Genomic DNA, 19506 nt, shown 5'->3' on the forward strand with positions numbered 1-19506 from the left:
GACCGACGCCTTTCTTGACCAGACCCCCAATCGGCTGCGCCGATTCGCCTGCATGATGTACGAAGCCGTGCTGCTGTTCGGCGTGGTGTTCCTGGCGGGCTACCTGCTGGATACGCTGACGCAGAGCAAGAATGCGCTGGAGCTTCGCGGGGCGCGGCAGGCTTGGCTGTTCACCGCCATCGGCGCCTACTTCGTGCTGTGCTGGCGCCGCCGCGGCCAGACGCTGCCCATGAAGACCTGGAACATCCGGCTCGTCGACCGGGACGGCAACACGCCAAGCACCGCCCGCCTGATCCTGCGCTACGTACTGGTCTGGCCGCTGGTGCTTGCGGGCGCGGCGGTGGTCTGGGGCGCCGCCAACCTGACCGGCTGGGCTTCGGTGGACATGTTCATCGTGGCCGCGCCCTTCACGATATTCATCTGGTCCTGGCTCGACCCCGACGGCCAGTTCCTGCATGACCGCATCCTGGGCACGCGCCTGCGCAATGCGCCGCAGCGCCAGAAGGCGCGCTGAGGGCGCAACCCACCCATCACCGCGCCGCGCTAAACACAAACCATTACAAATAGCAAAACCATGCGGCCATTTGGCCGCCTGCTTTCAGAAAGTTGAAAGTCGCCCGCAAAGACAATGAGGCCCCGTTAAACAGACGCCTCAAGACTCCCATGCGCGCTTTCATTTCCCGCCTGTCGCTGGCCGCCGCCAGCGCCCTGCTCTTCCTGCCGTCCGGCGCCTCGGCCCAGAACGCGTCAGCCCAGCAGGAAATCGAATCCGCCACGAAAGCCGCCTTCGCCGCCGCCCAGCAGGGGCCGGCGGATGTGAAGCTGGGCGATCAGGCGGTGGTTCACCTGCCGCAGAACATGTTCTTCGTCCCGCGCTTCCAGGCCGAGCGCTTGATGCAGGCCTACGGCAACGGCAAGGATCCGTCGCTGTTGGGCGTGGTCATGCCCAAGAGCGACGATGACGACTGGGTCGTCACCGTCAACTTCGACAAGGCCGGCTACATCAAGGACGACGACGCGCGCAACTGGAACGTCAGCGAACTGCTGGACAGCCTGCGGGAAGGCACCGAACAGTCCAACGAAGAGCGCAAGAAGCGCGGCTTCCCGGAGCTGACGGTGGACGGCTGGGTTGAAGCGCCCAAGTACGACAGCAACACGCAGCGGCTGGTCTGGTCGGTAGCGGCCAAGCACAAGGGCGCCGAAGCCGGAGAGGATCCGACGGTCAACTACAACACCTACGCGCTGGGCCGTGACGGTTACATCACGCTGGATCTCATCACCCAGCAGAGCCTGGTGCCCAAGGACAAGACCGCCGTGCTGGCGCTGCTGGACAACCTGAATTACGTGGACGGCAAGCGCTACGCCGACTTCGATTCCTCGACCGACAAGGTCGCGGAATACGGCCTGGCCGCCCTGGTGGCCGGCGTGGCCGCCAAGAAGCTGGGGCTGTTCGCCGTGATCGCCGCCTTCCTGGCCAAGTTCGCCAAGGTCGGCATCCTGGCCGCGGCTGCGCTGGGCGGCGGATTGTGGAAGCGCCTGCGCGGCAAGAAGGCCGGCACGCCGCAGCCCTGAGCATTGCCTGTGACGGTGGCCGCGCCCGGCGCCGTGCCACCGTCACAACAGCGTCACGGTTTCTTCATACGCCCGTCATCGCCGGATGATTTCATCCTGAGGCATGACGACAGCCCACATGGAAGCGACCGTGAACGAAATCCGACCTGCGCACTGGCGTGCTCTCTGGATTTCCGATATTCACCTGGGCACTGCCGGGTGCAAGGCGGAATTCCTGCTCGATTTCCTGGACCACAACGATTCGGACACCCTTTACCTGGTGGGCGATATCGTGGACGGCTGGCAGCTGCGCAAGCATTGGCACTGGCCGCGGGCGCACAACGACGTCATCCAGCGCATCCTGCGCAAGGCGCGCAACGGCACGCGGGTGGTGTTCATCCCCGGCAACCATGACGAATTCGCGCGCGAATTCGCGGGCTACGCGTTCGGCGACATCGAGATCCTGGACGAGGACGTGCACGTGACCGCCAAGGGCATGCGCCTGCTGGTGCTGCACGGCGACCAGTTCGACGGCGTGATCCAGCACAGCCGCTGGCTTGCCCATCTGGGCGACGGCCTCTACCAACTGGCGCTGTGGATCAACCACCATTTCAACCGCCTGCGCCACCGCCTGGGGCTGCACTACTGGTCCCTGTCGCAATACCTGAAGCACAAGGTCAAGAACGCCGTCTCCTTCATCACGGATTTCGAAGAGGCGCTGGCCGGCGAGGCGCGCCGCCGCGGGCTGGACGGCGTGGTCTGCGGGCACATCCACAAGGCCGAGCTGCGCGACGTGGGCGGCATCCTGTACTGCAATGACGGCGACTGGGTGGAAAGCCTGTCCGCCCTGGCCGAAACCCATGATGGCCAGTTGCAGCTGCTGGACTGGGCCGCCATCCAGGCCGAAAGGCAGGCGGAACCGGTCGCCCGTCCCCCGCGTTCGCTGTCCCTGCCCGCCCTGCCCTCCGCACTGCGCCGCCAAAGCAAACACCCGTAATAACCCGTATGCGTCCCCATTACGCAACGGGGATATTGCAGTTCACGGCCCTCTAGGTCATGCTTGCATCTGAGGCAACGGGCGAGTTGGCCCGTTCACGCAGCTGCAACATGCTTACAACATAGGGCCATGAACGACCAATATCAGGCGCTCTACCAATCATTCCGCTGGCTGGTACCCACCCAGTTCAACATTGCGGATGCGTGCTGCCACCGCTGGGCATCCAGTAGTCCGGATGCGCGGCGCATTGCCATCTACTACGAAGATGAGTCCGGCAACCGCGAGGTCTGGACCTATGCCCGACTGGCCGAGGCCGTCAACCAATTGGCCAACGGCCTGGTGAAAATGGGCGTGGGCCGCGGCGATCGGGTCGGTGTCGTTTTGGGGCAACGCCCCGAAACCGTCGTCGCCCACATGGCCATCTACACGGTTGGCGGCGTCGTGCTGCCCCTGTCGGCCCTGTTCGGCCCCGAGGCCCTGGAAGCCCGCCTGCGCGACTCGGAAACCCGCGTCGCCATCGTGGACCACGCCTCCAGCGCCAACCTGCTGGCCGTCAGCGACAACTGCCCCAACCTGCAGCAGATCATCGGCATCGGCTTCGCCGACGAGCGCGTGCTGCCCTGGCGCAGCCTGCTGGCCCGCCAGCCCAGCGAATTCAAGGCCATCCCGACGCGCTCGTCGGACCCCGCCATCCTGCTCTATACCTCGGGCACCACCGGCGCGCCCAAGGGCGCCTTGCTGCCGCACAGCGTGCTGATCGGCAACCTGCCCGGCTTCGTGGCCTCGCAGGACTGGTTCCCCAAGCCTGCGGACGTGTTCTGGTCGCCAGCCGACTGGGCCTGGACGGGCGGCATCATGGACGCGCTGTTGCCCACCCTGTATTTCGGGCATCCCATCGTGGGCACGCGCGGGCGCTTTTCCGTCGAGCGCGCGTTCGAGCTGCTGGAACGCTATCAGGTCACCAACACCTTCCTCTTCCCCACCGCCCTGAAGATGATGATGAAGGCGGTGCCGGAACCCCGCAACCGCTACCAGCTGGCCCTGCGCTCCATCATGAGCGCGGGCGAAAGCGTGGGCGAGACCGTCTTTGAATGGTGCCAGTCGGCGCTGGGCGTGACGCCCAACGAAATGTTCGGCCAGACCGAGATGAACTACGTCGTGGGCAACAGCCAGAAGCGCTGGCCCGCCCGCCCCGGCAGCATGGGCCGGCCCTACCCCGGCCACCAGGTCGCGGTCCTGAACGATGACGGCCAGCCCGTGGCCGCCGGCGAGACCGGCGAAATCGCCGTCAACCGGCTGGACATCCACGGCTACCCCGATCCTGTGATGTTCCTGGGCTACTGGCGCAACGAAGCGGCCACCCAGGCCAAATTCAAGGGCGACTGGTGCCTGACCGGCGATCTGGCCACCCTGGATGCCGACGGTTACCTCTGGTATGCCGGCCGCGCCGACGATGTATTCAAGTCGTCCGGCTACCGGATCGGTCCGGGCGAAATCGAAAGCTGCCTGATCGGGCATCCCGCCGTGGCCAATGCCGCCGTCGTGCCCAAGCCGGATGCCGAGCGCGGCGCCCTGGTCAAGGCCTACGTCGTGCTGACGCCGGAGTTCGCCCACCGCGACCGCGCCGATGTCATCGAGAACCTGCAGGAGCATGTGCGCGAACGGCTGGCGCCCTACGAATACCCGAAAGAGATCGAATTCGTCGACGAATTGCCGATGACCACCACCGGTAAGATCCAGCGCCGCGTGTTGCGCCTGCGCGAAGAAGCGCGCGCCCGCGCCGCCGCCCCGGCGCCTGTCGCTGCGGCAGACCCGGTGACGGCGGCACCTGCCGCGACCGCGGCCGTCGACATCGACGTGGCCCACGGCGGCCCCGAGAAGCAACCGGAGACCTGAGGCAATGCCCATTTACCAGCTTGACGACCTGATCCCCCGCATCGACCCCGCCGCCTATGTGGCCGACAGTGCCGACATCATCGGCAACGTCACGCTGGAAGCCGGCGTCAGCATCTGGTCGAACGTATCGATCCGCGGCGACAACGACGCCATCCTGATCCGCCACGGCACCAATATCCAGGAATCCAGCGTCCTGCACGTGGACAGCGGCTGTCCCATGACGATCGGCCCCAATGTGACGGTGGGCCACCAGGCCATGCTGCACGGCTGTACCATCCACGAAGGCGCCCTGGTGGGCATGCAGGCCATCGTCTTGAATAATGCGGTCATCGGGCGCAACTGCCTGATCGGCGCCGGCGCGATCATCCCCGAAGACCGGATCATTCCCGACAATTCGCTGGTGATCGGCATCGGCAAGATCGTCCGGGAGCTCTCGGACGAGGAAATCGCCAATCTGCACAAAAATACCGCCCATTACGTGGCGCGGGGCCAACACTACAAGACGGCCCTGAAACGGCTGGCCTGAACGCCCCAGGGCGCCGTTGAACCCCCTGCTGCCAGCAGGGGGAATCGCGCCCCTGATCGGCTAACATTCCGCTATGACCGATCAGCTCAAAAAATACCTTACCGAAGACCGCAGCGTCCGCGTCCAGGCCGTGCGCCTTGAGGCGACCTGGAAGGCCGTCCAGGCCAACCACGACTACCCGCCCGCCATCACCCACCTGCTGGGCGAACTGGTGGCCGCGTCCACCCTGCTTGCCGCCAACATCAAGTTCGAGGGCTCGCTGGTGCTCCAGATCCAGGGCGACGGCCCCATCGCCCTGCTGGTGGTGGAATGCCGCTCCGACCTGAGCCTGCGCGCCACCGTCAAAGTGCGCGAAGGCCATGACGTGCCCGCCGACGGCACGATGCAAAGCCTGCTGAACCCGGGCGGCGCCGGCCGCTTCATCGTGGTGCTGGACCCGCAGCGCAAGCTGCCGGGCCAGCAGGCCTACCAGGGCATCGTGCCGCTGGAAGGCGAGACGGTGGCCGAGGCCCTGCAACACTACATGAAGGCGTCCGAACAGCTGGACACGCGCCTGTGGCTGGCGGCGGACGCCGACCACGCTGCCGGCATGCTGATCCAGCGCCTGCCTTTCCATGGCGGCACGGATGCGCCGCTGTTGACCGAGCAGGCCGCCGCGGAAACCTGGGACCGCACCAACGCGCTGGCCAGTACCCTCAAGCGCGACGAACTGCTGGAAGCCGAGATCGACACACTGATCCACCGCCTGTTCTGGGAAGACACCCTGCTGGCGTTCGATCCGGTGACGGTCAGCTGGCACTGCCCCTGCACCCGCGAGCGCGTGGCAAGCATGCTGCGTTCGCTGGGCGAAGAGGAAGTCAACAGTGTCCTGGCCGAGCGCGGCCAGGTGGACGTGTCATGCGACTTCTGCGGCAAGCCCTATAAGTTCGACGCGGTCGACTGCGCCACCCTGTTTGCGCCAAACCAGCCCCCGGCCGACGACGCGCCACCGACCGTGCACTGATTCCCCGCGTCCCGCCTGGCGGGACGGTTTCACCCCTTCGGATTGTCCGTATCGACGGGCGGTCATGCCCGCGCCACACTGCGCAGCCATGACCGCCTTTTTCTTTGCCTGCCCGCGGCAGCGGGGCGCCGCCGCCATCGAATTCGCCTTGGCCGGCGCCGTGGTGTTGCTGCTAGGCCTGCTGGCGATCGACGCCGCCCGCTGGCAGGCCGTACGCCAGATGGCGTACCTGGCGCTGATTGAAGCCGCCCGCGCGGGCGCAACGGCGCACGGCAATCCCGCCCGCATGCGGCAGGCTTTTCAACAGGCGTTGTTGCCGCTGCACGCCGGCGGGGAAGGCGTGGCGGGCAAAGTCGACGCCCGGCGCCGTCGGGAACACGCCCAGGCCGGCATCGCGGCGCTGACCGGCCTGACTCCTTGGCGCATCGAAATCCTGCAGCCCGGTGCCCGCGCCTTCCGCGAGCACGGCCGCGCCGGGCTCACAGTGACAGCGGCGCCAGGCTTGCGCGCCATCGACAACGACTACCAGGACCTGCAGCACGCACGCCGGCCTCCCCCGCCCGGGGGCTTGAGCATCTTCGATGCGAACACGTTGAAATTGCGCCTGACCTATCTGCACCGGCCCTTGCTGCCGCCCGTGCGCATGCTGCTGGCGGCCTTGGGACGCGACGCCGCCAGCTATGCAGGCGTGGCGCGTGCACACGGTCTACTGCCGATCCGGGTGGAGCTGGAAATGGAGATGCACTCGCATCCGGTGGATTGGTCGGGCAAGACGCCTCAACCGGAAGGAATGGTGGTCGGCGCCTGCCGCGACGCCCGCTGCCCCTGAGGAAAAACCTCAGTGGCGGGTCGTGGCGTTGTTGGCCGGCGTGGCCGGTTTGGGCGCCGTCGGGTTGGCGGCAGGGCTGGCGGCCCGATTGGCGGGCGGCTTGGCAGCCGGCGCGCTGGCGCGCGTGGCAGTGGGGGGTTTGGCCGCGGGGTCAGCCGCCAGCGACGCGCCGGCGGCGGGAGGCTGCGTGTTCTGCGGCAGGATATGCACGAACACTTCGCCATCACGCATCATGCCGAGCTCGCCGCGGGCGCGCTCTTCGATGGCGCCTGAGCCGCCTTCAAGATCCCGCACTTCGGCTTCCAGCGCGGCATTGCGCGCGCGCAGGCCTTCATTGGTCTCGCGCTGCTCCGCCACTTGGCGTTGCAGATCCCAGACCTTGAACCAGCCGCCCTTACCCAGCCACAGCGGGTATTGGATCAAGCCGACCAGCACGAACAGCACCAGGAACAACAGGCGCATACGCGAGAACCCTCAGAGCAGTCGTGGCGCGGATGCGGCGGCGGCGCCAGGCGCCGCTGCCGCGCTTCCCATCAACGCAGGTTGTAGAAAGCTTCCAGGCCAGGATACGACGCCACTTCAGCCAGCTCTTCCTCGATGCGCAGGAGCTGGTTGTACTTGGCCATGCGATCCGAACGGGACAGCGAACCCGTCTTGATCTGCATCGCGTTGGTTGCCACGGCGATGTCGGCGATGGTCGAGTCTTCGGTTTCGCCCGAACGGTGCGACACGACGGCGGTGTAGCCGGCGCGCTTGGCCATTTCGATGGCGGCGAAGGTTTCGGTCAGCGTGCCGATCTGGTTGATCTTGATCAGGATCGAGTTGGCGACGCCCTTCTGGATGCCTTCACGCAGGATCTTGGTGTTGGTGACGAACAGGTCATCGCCCACCAGCTGCACCTTCTTGCCCAACTGGTCGGTCAGGAGCTTCCAGCCGTCCCAATCGTTTTCGGCCATGCCGTCTTCGATGGAGATGATCGGGTACTTGTCGCACCAGGTGGCCAGCAGGTTGGTGAATTCCTGCGAGGACAGCGAGATGCCGCCTTCGCCGGCCAGCGTGTACTTGCCGTCGCGGTAGAACTCCGAGCTGGCGCAATCCAGGCCCAGGGCGATCTGCGTGCCCGGCTCGTAGCCGGCTTCGGTGATGGCCTTCAGGATCAGCTGGATGGCCGCTTCGTGGCTGGGCACGTTGGGCGCGAAACCGCCCTCGTCGCCGACGGCCGTAGACATGCCCTGGCCGTGGATCAGCTTCTTCAGCATGTGGAAGACTTCAGCGCCCCAACGCAGGGCTTCGCGGAAGCTGCCTGCGCCGACCGGCAGGATCATCAGTTCTTGCAGGTCGAGCGTGTTGTTGGCGTGCGCGCCGCCGTTGATGACGTTCATCATCGGCACGGGCATGCTCATGGGGCCGCTGCCGCCGAAGTAGCGGTACAGGGACAGGCCCGATTCGTCGGCGGCGGCGCGTGCCACGGCCATGCTGGCGGCCAGGATCGCGTTGGCGCCCAGGCGTTCCTTGGACTCGGTGCCATCCAGCTCGATCAGCGTGCGATCGACGAAGGTCTGTTCCTGGGCATCCAGGCCCATCAGGGCTTCGGAGATTTCCGTATTCAGGTTTTCAACGGCGCGCAGCACGCCCTTGCCCAGATAACGGCTCTTGTCGCCGTCGCGCAGCTCGATGGCTTCGCGGGCGCCCGTGGAGGCGCCGGACGGCACGGCCGCGCGGCCCATGGCGCCGGACTCCAGCAGCACATCACATTCCACGGTGGGGTTGCCGCGCGAATCCAGAATCTCGCGGCCGATGATATCGACGATTGCACTCATGACTTTACATTCCCTGAACGATAAACATATTCATGACGGCCGCGCCCTCGCGGGCGTTGCGGGCACGGCGGTACTGCCAGGAGTCGTAGAAGGCCTGGGCGGCGGCCATGGACGGAAATTCCATGACGACGGTGCGGCCAGGCTCACGGCCCTCAAGGTGCTTGGACTCTCCGCCACGCACCAGGATCTTGGCATCGTACGCGCGCATGGCGAGCGTGGACAGACGCTTGTAATCCTCGTATTGCGCGGGCTTGGTCACCGTGACGTCGGCGATGAGGTAAGCACTCATGGGGTTCCTTCAGGGCAGTTGCGTTGTTAGGTATCTATAGCGGATAGCTGGCGCCAGATACGGCAACGCCGCCAGTGTCGCTTAAAGCGGCACGGCGACGCATATCCGATGCTAATTGGTTGTATCCGAAAGCAGCGCCGCCGTACAGGCCGACGCTGGGGGACGGGCCCGCGACCCCGAGGATCCGCATGCGGAACTCGAGACCGCGGACGCGCATCAGGCCCCCTGGCCGCGGCGAGCCTTCTGCTCGATGGCGGCGCGGATATAGCTGGAGAACAGCGGGTGGCCGTCACGCGGCGTGGAGGTGAACTCCGGGTGGAACTGCACGCCCACGAACCACGGGTGGTCGGGCAATTCCATCATTTCCGGCAGGTTTTCCGACGGCGTGCGGGCGCTGATCACCATGCCGGCCTCTTCCAGGCGCGGCACGTAGACGTTGTTGACCTCGTAGCGGTGACGGTGACGCTCGTTCACTTCATCGCCATAGATGGTCTGCGCACGGGTGCCGGCCTTGATCGGCACGCGTTGCGCGCCCTTGCGCATGGTACCGCCCAGATCGGACGTGTTGTCGCGCTTTTCGACCTTGCCTTCGCGGTCCATCCATTCGGTGATCAGCGCCACCACCGGGTGCGGTGCGGACGGATCGAATTCCGTGCTGTTGGCGCCGCCCAGGCCGGCGACGTGGCGCGCGAACTCGATGACGGCCAGCTGCATGCCCAGGCAGATGCCCAGGTACGGCACGCCGTTTTCACGGGCGTAGCGGATGGCGGCGATCTTGCCCTCGGTGCCGCGCTTGCCGAAGCCGCCCGGAACCAGGATGGCGTCCAGATGCTTCAGTTGGTCGGTGCCGCGGGTTTCGATGTCTTCCGAGTCGATGTACTCGATGTTGATCTTCGAGCGCGTGTGGATGCCGGCGTGGACCAGCGCTTCCGTCAGCGACTTGTACGATTCGGTCAGGTCGACGTACTTGCCGACCATGCCGATCGTCAGCTGGTGCTGCGGGTGCTCCAGCGCTTCGACCAGGTTGTCCCACATGGACAGATCGGCCGGCGGCGGGGTCAGGCCCAGCGCTTCGCAGACGATGTTGTCCACGCCTTGCTTGTGCAGCATGGCCGGGATCTTGTAGATGGAATCGGCGTCCCAGACGGAGATGACCGCGTCCAGGGGCACGTTCGAGAACATCGAGATCTTGGCGCGCTCGTCGTCCGGGATGGGACGGTCGGCGCGGCACAGCAGCGCGTTCGGGTAGATACCGATTTCGCGCAGCTTCTGCACCGAATGCTGCGTGGGCTTGGTCTTCAGTTCGCCGGCGGAGGCGATGAAGGGCACGAGCGTCAGATGCACGAAGGCGGCATTGTTGCGGCCCATGCGCAGGCTCATCTGGCGAGCGGCTTCCAGGAAAGGCAGGGACTCGATGTCGCCCACGGTGCCGCCGATCTCGACGATGGCGACGTCCGTGTTGCCGTTCCAGCCGGCTTCGGCGCCACGGGCGATGAAGTCCTGGATTTCGTTGGTGATGTGCGGAATCACCTGGACAGTCTTGCCCAGGTAGTCGCCACGGCGCTCTTTGCGCAACACCGATTCGTAGATCTGGCCCGTAGTGAAGTTGTTCACCTTGTGCATGCGGGCGGAGATGAAGCGCTCGTAGTGGCCCAGGTCCAGATCGGTTTCGGCGCCGTCTTCCGTGACGAACACTTCACCGTGCTGGAAGGGGCTCATCGTGCCCGGATCGACGTTGATGTACGGGTCGAGCTTCAGCATGGTGACCTGCAGACCACGCGACTCGAGGATGGCGGCGAGCGACGCAGCGGCGATGCCCTTGCCCAGGGAAGACACCACTCCGCCGGTGACAAATACGTATTTGGTCATCGTAATGAGCACCCGGGACGAGCGGGCGCGTGCGGGAAATTTGGATTATAGCCGGGAGGCGAAGGTTATTTGGGTTTTCCCCTAGCGATGACGCGTAACATTTAGCAGCACTCGAAACGTAGCGGCGGCCAGCGCGTTGCATGGCGCGGCGCAGCGTCGTGCTATGTTCGATCCCTAATTTTTTGACTGCTGTTTTTTCTCAACACTTCCCGCCCCTGCCGATGACCGATCTCGCCCGATCCCCCACCTCGCTCGCGTGGCGACTGGCGCTGACCGCCGTTTTCCTGCGCTTGGCGTATGCCGCCGTAGTCCAGACCTACACGATGTTCGGTTTACCGCAGTCCCTGCAAATGCGGGAGATGCATACCGAGCCTCAATTCCTGGCCCCGCTCCTGGCGCATATCGCCGCAGCGGCGGCGATCGCCGGGCTGACCACCTGGGGCGCCATGCGCCGCTGGCTTGAGCGCCACAACACGACGGCCGTGGACGAGCCCCGCAAGCTGTTCGGCACCTTCATCGCGTTGCTGCTGGTCTACACGCTGGCCGTGGCCGCCGGCATGGCCTTCCTGCATAACGCGCTGATGGGCTTCGTCATGAACAACCGGGACATGCTGGAGGCCCGGTTCGGCATCGGCATCGTCGGCCAGTTCCTGGCGCTGGGCCTCATCGTGCGGGTCGTGACCATCGTGCTGGAGATCATCGGCATCTGCGTCATCGTGCGCATTGCCGCCTGGACGGTGCAACCCGCCGGCCCGGCCGGCGGGCCCGCCTATGAGCGGCGCCATGCGGCCTGGATCGCCGGGCTGACCGTGCTGATCTGGCAACTGAGCGTCTCGATCGCGCTGGGCGGTTTCCTGCAGATGCAGTCCCTGAGCGCGGGCTGGACGGAGTTCCTGCTGGGCTACCTGGCCTTGCCCGCGATCCTGCTGGCGCTCTGCGCCGTGCTCTGCCTGAACATCCTGCCGCGCGCCATCGGCGCGGCGCGTCTGGGCCAGGCGGTGGTCCACGGCACGCTCGCGTTCTGGCTGGCCCAGGCACTGGGTGTCGGCATCGGATTCCTGGCCGCCCGGGCGATGACCTGGGACCAATTGATACGCGCGGCGCTATCGCCTATGGCGCCCGTCGTGGCGCTCTTGGCCTACGCCGTGCTGCTGGCCTTGGGCTGCCTGGTCGGCAGGCTCCTGTTCTACCCGCGCGCAACGCCCCCGCAGGAAGCCTGACGCCGGCCAGCGCGAAATCCCCACAAGGAAAAAGGCCGCGGGCATAGCGCCCGCGGCCTTTTTCATGGGCTCGACCGGAAGATCAGATCGCTGCGGTGCGGCGCGTCAGCCAGGCCAGCGCCTCGCCTTCGACCAATGGCGACAGGCGCTCGAACACCGTCTTGTGATAGTCGTTCAGCCAGGCGGTTTCATCGGCGCGCATCAGCGACGGCTCGATGCAGCGTGTGTCGATCGGGCACAGGGTCAGCGTTTCGAAGCACAGGAATTCGCCCAGTTCGGACGTCAGCCAGCTGCGGTTGGCCACCAGGTTCTCGATGCGCACGCCCCAACGGCCCGGGCGATAGATGCCCGGTTCGTTCGACGTGATCATGCCCGGCTCCATCGCCGTGTGCGGACCCGGCATGGCGCGGTACGAAATGACCTGCGGGCCTTCATGCACGTTCAGGAAGTAGCCCACGCCGTGTCCGGTCCCATGGCCGTACTCCGCACCGCCTTCCCAAATGGGCGCACGCGCGATGGCGTCCAGCATGGGCGACGGGGTGCCGCGCGGGAACGAAGCGCGCGACAGCGCGATCATGCCCTTGAGCACCAGCGTGAAGTCCACCTTCTGGTCGGCGTTGGGCGAACCCACTGCAACCACGCGGGTGATGTCGGTGGTGCCGCCCAGGTACTGGCCGCCCGAATCGATCAGCAGCAGGCCGTCGCCTTCGATGGTGGCATGCGATTCCGGCGTGGCGCGGTAATGCGGCATGGCGCCGTTGGCATTGAAGCCGGCAATGGTGGCGAAGCTGGGGCAGACATAGGCCGGACGGCGCGCGCGGGCGGCGGTGATCTGCTCGTCGATCGTCAGTTCGGTGATGGTTTCATTGCCCAGCGCGCTTTCGAACCAGGCGAAGAATTCGCAGAGCGCCGCGCCGTCCTGCGCCATCGCCTGGCGCACATGGGCCAGTTCGGCGTCGGTCTTGCGGGACTTCAGCAACGTGGACGGGTTGATCGCCTCGATGCGCGGCACGGCCGGGTTCATGGCATGGAACACGCCGCAGGTCACGCGCGCCGGGTCGATCAGCAGCTTCTGGTCGAGTTCCAGCGAGGCCAGGGCATCGGCGGCCTGGGCATAGCCCGCCACTTCAACGCCGTCGGCGGCCAGCGTGGCGCGCAGCGCGTCGTCGACCTTGCCGTCGGCCACGAACAGCGTGGCGTGGTCCAGACCTATCAGCGCGTGGCCCACGAACACGGGGTTGTAGTCCACATCAGCGCCGCGCAGATTCAGCAGCCAGGCGATATCGTCCACGGTACAGATGAAATGCACGTCGGCGCCATGCGCGCGCATGCCCTCGCGCACTTGCGCCAGTTTGTCGGCACGGCTCACGCAGGCCTCGGGCGCCACGTGCTCATAGATCTGCGCGTCCGGCAGGCCGGCGCGGTCCGTCCAGACCTCGTCCAACAGGTCCGCGCGGATCTCCAGCGTGGCGCCGGAGGCGGCTGCGGCTACCGACAAGGCGCGGAAGGCGCCCAGGCCCAGCACCTGGCCGTCCACGCCGATGACGTCGCCCGCCCGCGTGTTGGCGGCAAGCCAGTCCACGTGCCCCGGGGTCGAGGCCAGGGCGATCTTCATCAGTTGCACGCCCGTGCCGGCCAGTTGCGCCTCGGCCTGCACCCAGTAGCGGCTGTCCACCCACAGGCCGGCGAAATCGGCCGTGACGACGAGGGTTCCCACCGACCCCGTGAAACCCGACAGCCAGCGCCGCCCTTGCCAGCGCGCCGGCAGGTACTCGGACAGGTGCGGGTCCGAAGACGGGACGATATAGGCGGACAGGCCGCGGCGGCTCATGGCCTGCCGCAATTGGGCGATACGGGCGTCGGTGCTAGACATGGGGGATGGGATCCTTAGCGCAACATGAAAGACATGGCGGCCAGGCTGTTCAGCGTACGGACGGCGGCCTGCATGCTATCTGTCGTGAATCGCAAGGTGACGCCGTCCACGCGTTCCAGCGTGGGCCACATGCAGAACAGGTCGGCGAGCGCCGCGCTCTGCGTCTGCAACCGGCATTCTATAGGGGCGGCGATGCGGAAAGGAACGGGGGGCTGCTTCTTGAAGCTGCGCACGGCGGTTTCGGCCGCGGCAGCGATGGCGCGGCGGGACGCCGCGGGAGACAGGGTGATGCCGCTGCCCTGCCCGTGCGCCACTTTGGTCTGCACCCATTCGGCGCCGGGAAAGGTGTCGCGGGTTTCCGAAATGAAGACGTCGTCGCCCGTGCCCAGGATGACGGGCACGCCCATCTCGCCGGCCAGCGCGCCGTACAGGCCGGCTTCGCCCAGTTCCATGCCGTTGATGAACACGCGCGAGAACGCGAAGCTGTTGATCGTGTGGGCCAGGATGCCGCGGCCCTGCGAACGCGAGTGGTAGCCGATCATGAAGACCGCGTCGCAGCCTTCTTCCAGGCCGCCCATCATGCCCAGGTAGCGCGGCTTGCCCAGCACCAGGCGGGCGCGTTCGTCCAGGCCGTCGGGCAGCAGATTGCGAAAGCCGCCGTGCGAGTCGTTGACCAGGATCTCTTCGGCGCCGCCGGCGATCGCGCCTTGCACGGCCGCATTGGCCTCGGCGGTCATCCAGGCGCGGGCCCGCTCGTATTCGCCGTTGCCGGCACGGACTTGTTCAGCATGGAAGACGCCGGCGACGCCTTCGATATCGGTGGAAATCAGGATCTTCATGGGATCAGTCCTCAGGGGATTCAGAATGCGGTGTCGGACAGCCACTGGCGCCACTGGGGCGCCGCGTCGCGGATGGCGGCGCGGTGATGGCCGTCGCGCCCGGTCACGCCATCGGCATGCCACAGCGCGGAAATGATGGCTTGTTCGCAGGCCTCGGCGGCCGCTTCGAACAAGGGGTCGATGCGCGTTTCATGCAGCATCGCAACGGCCGGCATCGGCTGCTCGGCCAGTTGCGGGATCGTATAGGCGGTGGAAAAAGCCAGTGCGATGTCGCCGCTGCCATGGCCGAACACCGAGCCGGTGCGCGCCAGGCCGGCGCCGGCACGCAAGGACAGCCGGCGCAACTGGCGTGCGTCCAGCGGCGCGTCCGTGGCCAGCAGCAAGATGATGGAGCCCTTCTCCGGCACGATCACCGCGTTTTCGCCTTGCTGCGCCAGGCCGCGGTCCAGTTGATCGGCCAGCCGGCGCCCGAATGGCCTGCCCGCCACGGTCAGGTTGGGCAAGCGGCCGAAGTTGGACAGCACCAGCGCGCCCACGGTATAGCGCAGGCCGGGCTGGATGGCGGCCACGCGGGACGCCGAGCCAATGCCGCCCTTGAAGGAAAAGCAGGACATGCCGCGCCCCGCGCCCACCGCGCCTTGCGCGAACGGCTTGGCAGCGTTGGCGCAGGCGTCTGCGTAGTGCGACTCCTGCACCGCCAGCGCCTGGATGTCGTTCAAATAGCCGTCATTGCATTCGAAGACCAGCGGGTTGACGGTCGCCATGCCGCGGCCGATGCCGGGGTTGGCGGCCACCGCCTGGCGGATCTGCGCGTTGGCGACGGTGCCCACGCCAAAGGTGTTCGTCAACGCGATGGGCGTTTCCAGCACGCCCAGTTCCTGCACCTGGACCAGGCCCGTGCTTTTACCGAAGCCGTTCAGGATGGTCGCGGCGGCGGGCACCTTGTCCAGATAGGGGTCGCCGCCGTGCGGGCGCACCACGGTCACGCCGGTCTGCAGGGGGCCATCGGCCAGCGTGCAGTGCCCGACCGTGACGTCGCCCACGTCGCAGATCGTATCCAGCGGACCCGACGGCAGCACGCCGATGCGGGGAAATTCGTGCGCTTGTTTATCCATGGTTGCCGCGTGTCGCCACGCTCCTTGATGCAAAACGCCGCCGCCCTTCGCCCGGCTCACGCCCGCCCAATGGGGCGCGTGAGTCAAACGAGGACGGCGGCGAGAAGAGTCTGCCCCCTGACGCCGCCCCCTTTCGGGGTAGCTGCCCCCCGAAAGGGGCGGCCCGGCGCGGCGAGGCACTCATTTACTTGCGGTCGATCTTGGGGTCGAGCGCGTCGCGCAGGCCATCGCCCAGCAGGTTGAAGGCCAGAACCGTCAGGAAAATCGCCAGTGCCGGGAAGATCGCCACGTGCGGGGCAATCACCATGTCGGCGCGCGCCTCGTTCAGCATCGCGCCCCACTCCGGCGTGGGAGGCGATGCGCCCATGCCCAGGAAGGACAGGCTGGCCGCAGTGATGATCGACGTGCCGATGCGCATCGTGCCGTACACCACGATCGGCGAGATCGTGCCGGGCAGGATGTGGCGCATGATGATCGTCCAGTCGGACGCGCCCACGCTCTTGACCGCTTCGACATAGGTCATCTGCTTGATCGACAGCGTGTTGCCGCGCACCAGGCGGGCGAACGCCGGCACGCTGAACACGGCCACGGCCACGATCACGTTGACCATGCTGGAGCCCAGGATGGCGACCACGCCGATGGCCAGCAGCATCCCGGGGAACGCCAGCAGCACGTCGGAGATGCGCATCGTGATGCGTTCCCACCAGCCTTCGTAGTAGCCGGCCATCAGGCCCATGAAGGTGCCGACGACGGCGCCCATGGCGACCGACAGGAAGCCCGCGGCCAGCGAGATCCGCGCGCCCATGACGATGCGGCTGAAGATGTCGCGGCCCAGCGAATCCACGCCCAGCCAGTGGGTCAACGACGGGCCGGCGTTCAGCGCGTCGTAGTCGAAGAAGTTCTCGGCGTCGAACGGCACGATCCACGGCGCGAAGACCGCGACCACGACCAGCAGCAGGACGAAGATGCCGGCGCCCACGCCCAGCTTCTGTTTCTTGAACTTGCGCCAGAACTCGGTGGCGGGCGTGCGCACATCGTTCTTGGGAACGGCGGCGATGGTCGTGGCGGGTGTCGTATTGCTCATGGCCGCCTCACTTGTAACGGATACTGGGATTGATGACGCCATAGAGCACGTCGACAATCAGGTTGATCAGGATGAATTCCAGCGAGAACAGCAGCACCAGGCCCTGGATCACCGGATAGTCGCGCTGGGTCACGGCGTCGACCAGCAGACGGCCAAGGCCGGGCCAGTTGAACACGGTCTCGACCACGATCGAGCCGCCCAGCAGGAAGCCGAACTGCAGGCCCATCATGGTCACGACGGGAATCAGCGCGTTGCGCAGCGCGTGCTTGATCACGACGCGGCGTTCGGTCAGGCCCTTGGCGCGGGCGGTCCGCACGAAGTCTTCCTGGATGACTTCCACGAACGAGGCTCGCGTGAAGCGCGCCATCACGGCGGCCACCGCGGCGCCCAGCGTGATGGACGGAAGGATGTAGTGTTTCCAGCTTGAGGCGCCGACGGTCGGCAACCAGCCCAGGTTCACGGAGAACACCTGCATCAGCATCATGCCCAGCGCGAACGCGGGGAACGAGATGCCTGACACCGCCAGCGTCATGCCAAGGCGGTCGGGCCAGCGGTTGCGCCAGACGGCCGACACGATCCCGATGATCATGCCGAAAGTCACCGACCACGCCATGCTGGCCATCGTCAGCCACAAGGTGGGCATGAAGCGGTCGGAAATCTCGGTCGAGACGGGGCGCTTGGTACGCAGCGAGGTACCCAGGTCGCCTTGCAGCATATGGCTGAAATAGCGCACGAACTGCTGCGGCAGGGGCAGATCCAGCCCAAGTTCCTTGCGCACCAGCTCAACCGTTTGCTGGTCGGCTTCCTGGCCCGCGGCCAGTCGCGCCGGGTCGCCCGGAAGCATGTGCACAAACAGGAACACGACCACGGCTACCAGCAGCAGCGTGGGGATCATGCCCAAAAGACGTTTGACGATGTAGGTCAGCATTGAAATTCCTGCAACATCGGCGGGGACACCGCGCCCCCGCCGTATGTGGCCTTACAAGGGCCCGAAGGCCCCGAGAGTGAAGCTAGGTTTACTGCTTCAGTTCGATGTCGCCGAACCAGAACGAGGTGTCCGGTTCCACGTACACGCCCGACAGGTTCTTCGACTTCACATACAGGTTGTTCTGGGTCACCAGGAAGGCCCACGGGGCGTCCTTCCAGATGGTTTCCTGAACGTTCTTGTAGATTTCCGTCTTCTTGGCGCGATCGGTCGTGGCCAGGGCTTCCTGGATGCCGTCGTCCACCGACTTGTTCGAGTAGTACGACACGTTGTTCAGCACCGGCGGGAACGCGGCGGTGGTCAAGAGCGGACGCAGGCCCCAGTCGGCTTCACCGGTCGAGGACGACCAGCCGGCGTAGTACATGCGGACCTTGGCGTCTTCAGGCTTTTGCACCTGTTGAACGCGCTGCACGCGCTGACCCGATTCCAGCACTTCCACCGACACCTTGATGCCGACTTGCGCCAGTTGCTGCTGCAGGAACTGGACCACCTTCACCGAGGTGCCGTCGTTATAAGCGGACCACAGCTGGCTTTCGAAGCCGTTGGGGTAGCCGGCTTCAGCCAGCAGGGCCTTGGCCTTCTTGATGTCGTACGGCCACGGGCCGGTCTTGTGCGCGAAGTCCACGCCGGTCGGCACGACGCCGTCGACGATGGTGGCGTAGCCCGAGAAAGCGACCTTGGCCAGGGCTTCCTTGTTGATGGCGTAGTTGATCGCCTCACGCACCTTGACGTTGTCGAACGGCTTTTGCTGCGTGTTCATCGACAGGTAGCGGGCCATGATCGAGTTCTTGTGGTCGACCACGTCCAGCTTGTCGTTCTTCGAGAGCACGGCGGCCTGTTCGAACGGCACCGGGAAAGCGAACTGCGCTTCGCCCGTCTGCACCACGGCGGCGCGGGTGTTGTTGTCGGTCACGGTACGGAAGGTCAGCGTATCGACCTTCGGGTAGCCCTTCTTCCAGTAGCCGTCGAACTTCTTGACCTTCAGGTATTCAGCCGGCTTCCATTCGACGAATTCGAACGGGCCGGTGCCCACCGGGTGGAAGCCGATTTCCTTGCCGTACTTGGCCAGGGCGGCCGGCGAGATCATCATGGCGGCCGGGTGGGCCAGCGCGTTGATGAAGGCCGAGAACGGCTTCTTCAGCGTGATCTTGACGGTCAGCGGATCAACCACGTCGATCTTTTCGATGACGCTGAACTGGATGTAACGCGACAGACGGTTGTCCGGGTTGGCCGGACGATCGAAGTTGATCTTGACCGCTTCGGCGTTGAAGTCGGTGCCGTCATGGAACTTCACGCCGGGGCGCAGCTTGAACGTGTAGACCAGGCCGTCTTCGCTGACGGTGTAATCGGTCGCCAGGACCTTCTGGACCTTCAGGTCCTTGTCGAATTCGAACAGGCCTTCGTAGTAGGCCTTGCCGGCCGCCTGGTTCAGGGTGCTGTTGGTGTTGTACGGGTCAAGCGTTTCCAGTGCGATGGAGACGGCAAACGTCACGTCCTTGGCGGCAAACGCCAACGGCGAAGTGAGCACACCGAAGGCCACCGCGGCGGCGGCCATCAGCTTGGTGGGGCGCAGAACTTTCATCATTGCAACTCCTGGTTCCGATAATGGA

The 19506-nt window shown here is 65.8% G+C and carries 18 protein-coding genes; 8 read left to right on the forward strand and 10 right to left on the reverse strand.

What is annotated here, in order from left to right; genetic code table 11:
• From ACO6D5_RS17715 to ACO6D5_RS17745, 7 genes are all read left to right on the forward strand, one after another.
• The coding region (locus ACO6D5_RS17715; protein ID WP_485826082.1) for an RDD family protein at nt 1-514 on the forward strand (514 nt) is incomplete at its 5' end.
• 149 nt (nt 515-663) lie between these two features.
• On the forward strand, nt 664-1572 hold the full coding sequence (locus tag ACO6D5_RS17720) for a DUF2167 domain-containing protein (protein WP_485826083.1): 909 nt from the start codon (nt 664-666) through the stop codon (nt 1570-1572).
• A 103-nt stretch (nt 1573-1675) separates the two neighbouring features.
• Complete coding sequence (locus ACO6D5_RS17725) at nt 1676-2548, forward strand: UDP-2,3-diacylglucosamine diphosphatase (RefSeq protein WP_315846099.1); 873 nt, start codon at nt 1676-1678, stop codon at nt 2546-2548.
• Nucleotides 2549-2677: 129 nt separating this feature from the next.
• Nucleotides 2678-4444, forward strand: a complete 1767-nt coding sequence (locus tag ACO6D5_RS17730; RefSeq protein ID WP_485826084.1) for an acetate--CoA ligase — start codon at nt 2678-2680, stop codon at nt 4442-4444.
• Between the two features lie 4 nt (nt 4445-4448).
• A complete protein-coding gene (locus ACO6D5_RS17735) occupies nt 4449-4970 on the forward strand; it encodes a gamma carbonic anhydrase family protein (protein ID WP_006223892.1) in 522 nt (173 codons plus the stop codon).
• A gap of 73 nt (nt 4971-5043) precedes the next feature.
• Nucleotides 5044-5973 carry an Hsp33 family molecular chaperone HslO gene (gene hslO / locus ACO6D5_RS17740; RefSeq protein WP_006223891.1) on the forward strand — a complete coding sequence of 310 codons (930 nt, stop codon included), beginning with the start codon at nt 5044-5046 and terminating at the stop codon, nt 5971-5973.
• Nucleotides 5974-6061: 88 nt separating this feature from the next.
• On the forward strand, nt 6062-6802 hold the full coding sequence (locus ACO6D5_RS17745; RefSeq protein ID WP_485826085.1) for a TadE/TadG family type IV pilus assembly protein: 741 nt from the start codon (nt 6062-6064) through the stop codon (nt 6800-6802).
• 9 nt (nt 6803-6811) lie between these two features.
• Here ACO6D5_RS17745 and ftsB read toward each other — a convergent pair whose 3' ends face one another.
• The 4 genes from ftsB to pyrG all read right to left on the reverse strand — a co-directional run bounded on the left by ftsB (nt 6812) and on the right by pyrG (nt 10780).
• Entirely contained in the window at nt 6812-7264 is a 453-nt protein-coding gene (ftsB, locus tag ACO6D5_RS17750; protein ID WP_315846096.1) for a cell division protein FtsB, read from the reverse strand.
• A gap of 71 nt (nt 7265-7335) precedes the next feature.
• Nucleotides 7336-8622 (reverse strand): phosphopyruvate hydratase, encoded by a 1287-nt coding sequence (eno, locus tag ACO6D5_RS17755; RefSeq protein ID WP_006218107.1) that lies wholly within the window; start codon nt 8620-8622, stop codon nt 7336-7338.
• Nucleotides 8623-8626: 4 nt separating this feature from the next.
• Entirely contained in the window at nt 8627-8911 is a 285-nt protein-coding gene (locus tag ACO6D5_RS17760; RefSeq protein ID WP_006223888.1) for a DUF1330 domain-containing protein, read from the reverse strand.
• Between the two features lie 216 nt (nt 8912-9127).
• Nucleotides 9128-10780 carry a CTP synthase gene (gene pyrG, locus ACO6D5_RS17765; RefSeq protein WP_006223886.1) on the reverse strand — a complete coding sequence of 551 codons (1653 nt, stop codon included), beginning with the start codon at nt 10778-10780 and terminating at the stop codon, nt 9128-9130.
• 221 nt (nt 10781-11001) lie between these two features.
• Between pyrG and ACO6D5_RS17770 the strand changes: the two genes are divergently transcribed.
• Nucleotides 11002-12000, forward strand: coding sequence for a hypothetical protein (locus tag ACO6D5_RS17770; RefSeq protein ID WP_485826086.1), 999 nt, complete (start codon nt 11002-11004; stop codon nt 11998-12000).
• Between the two features lie 82 nt (nt 12001-12082).
• Here ACO6D5_RS17770 and ACO6D5_RS17775 read toward each other — a convergent pair whose 3' ends face one another.
• The 6 genes from ACO6D5_RS17775 to gsiB all read right to left on the reverse strand — a co-directional run bounded on the left by ACO6D5_RS17775 (nt 12083) and on the right by gsiB (nt 19481).
• A complete protein-coding gene (locus ACO6D5_RS17775) occupies nt 12083-13873 on the reverse strand; it encodes an aminopeptidase P family protein (protein WP_485826087.1) in 1791 nt (596 codons plus the stop codon).
• A gap of 14 nt (nt 13874-13887) precedes the next feature.
• On the reverse strand, nt 13888-14712 hold the full coding sequence (locus ACO6D5_RS17780; RefSeq protein ID WP_315846093.1) for a M55 family metallopeptidase: 825 nt from the start codon (nt 14710-14712) through the stop codon (nt 13888-13890).
• Between the two features lie 20 nt (nt 14713-14732).
• On the reverse strand, nt 14733-15827 hold the full coding sequence (locus tag ACO6D5_RS17785) for a P1 family peptidase (protein WP_315846092.1): 1095 nt from the start codon (nt 15825-15827) through the stop codon (nt 14733-14735).
• A 184-nt stretch (nt 15828-16011) separates the two neighbouring features.
• Nucleotides 16012-16911: a glutathione ABC transporter permease GsiD gene (gsiD, locus tag ACO6D5_RS17790; RefSeq protein WP_315846091.1), complete on the reverse strand. Its 900-nt coding sequence runs from the start codon at nt 16909-16911 to the stop codon at nt 16012-16014.
• Between the two features lie 7 nt (nt 16912-16918).
• On the reverse strand, nt 16919-17839 hold the full coding sequence (gene gsiC / locus ACO6D5_RS17795; protein ID WP_315132272.1) for a glutathione ABC transporter permease GsiC: 921 nt from the start codon (nt 17837-17839) through the stop codon (nt 16919-16921).
• Nucleotides 17840-17927: 88 nt separating this feature from the next.
• Nucleotides 17928-19481, reverse strand: coding sequence for a glutathione ABC transporter substrate-binding protein GsiB (gene gsiB, locus ACO6D5_RS17800; protein ID WP_315846090.1), 1554 nt, complete (start codon nt 19479-19481; stop codon nt 17928-17930).
• Nucleotides 19482-19506 lie beyond the last annotated feature (25 nt).

The organism is Achromobacter sp. (genome assembly GCF_057314935.1).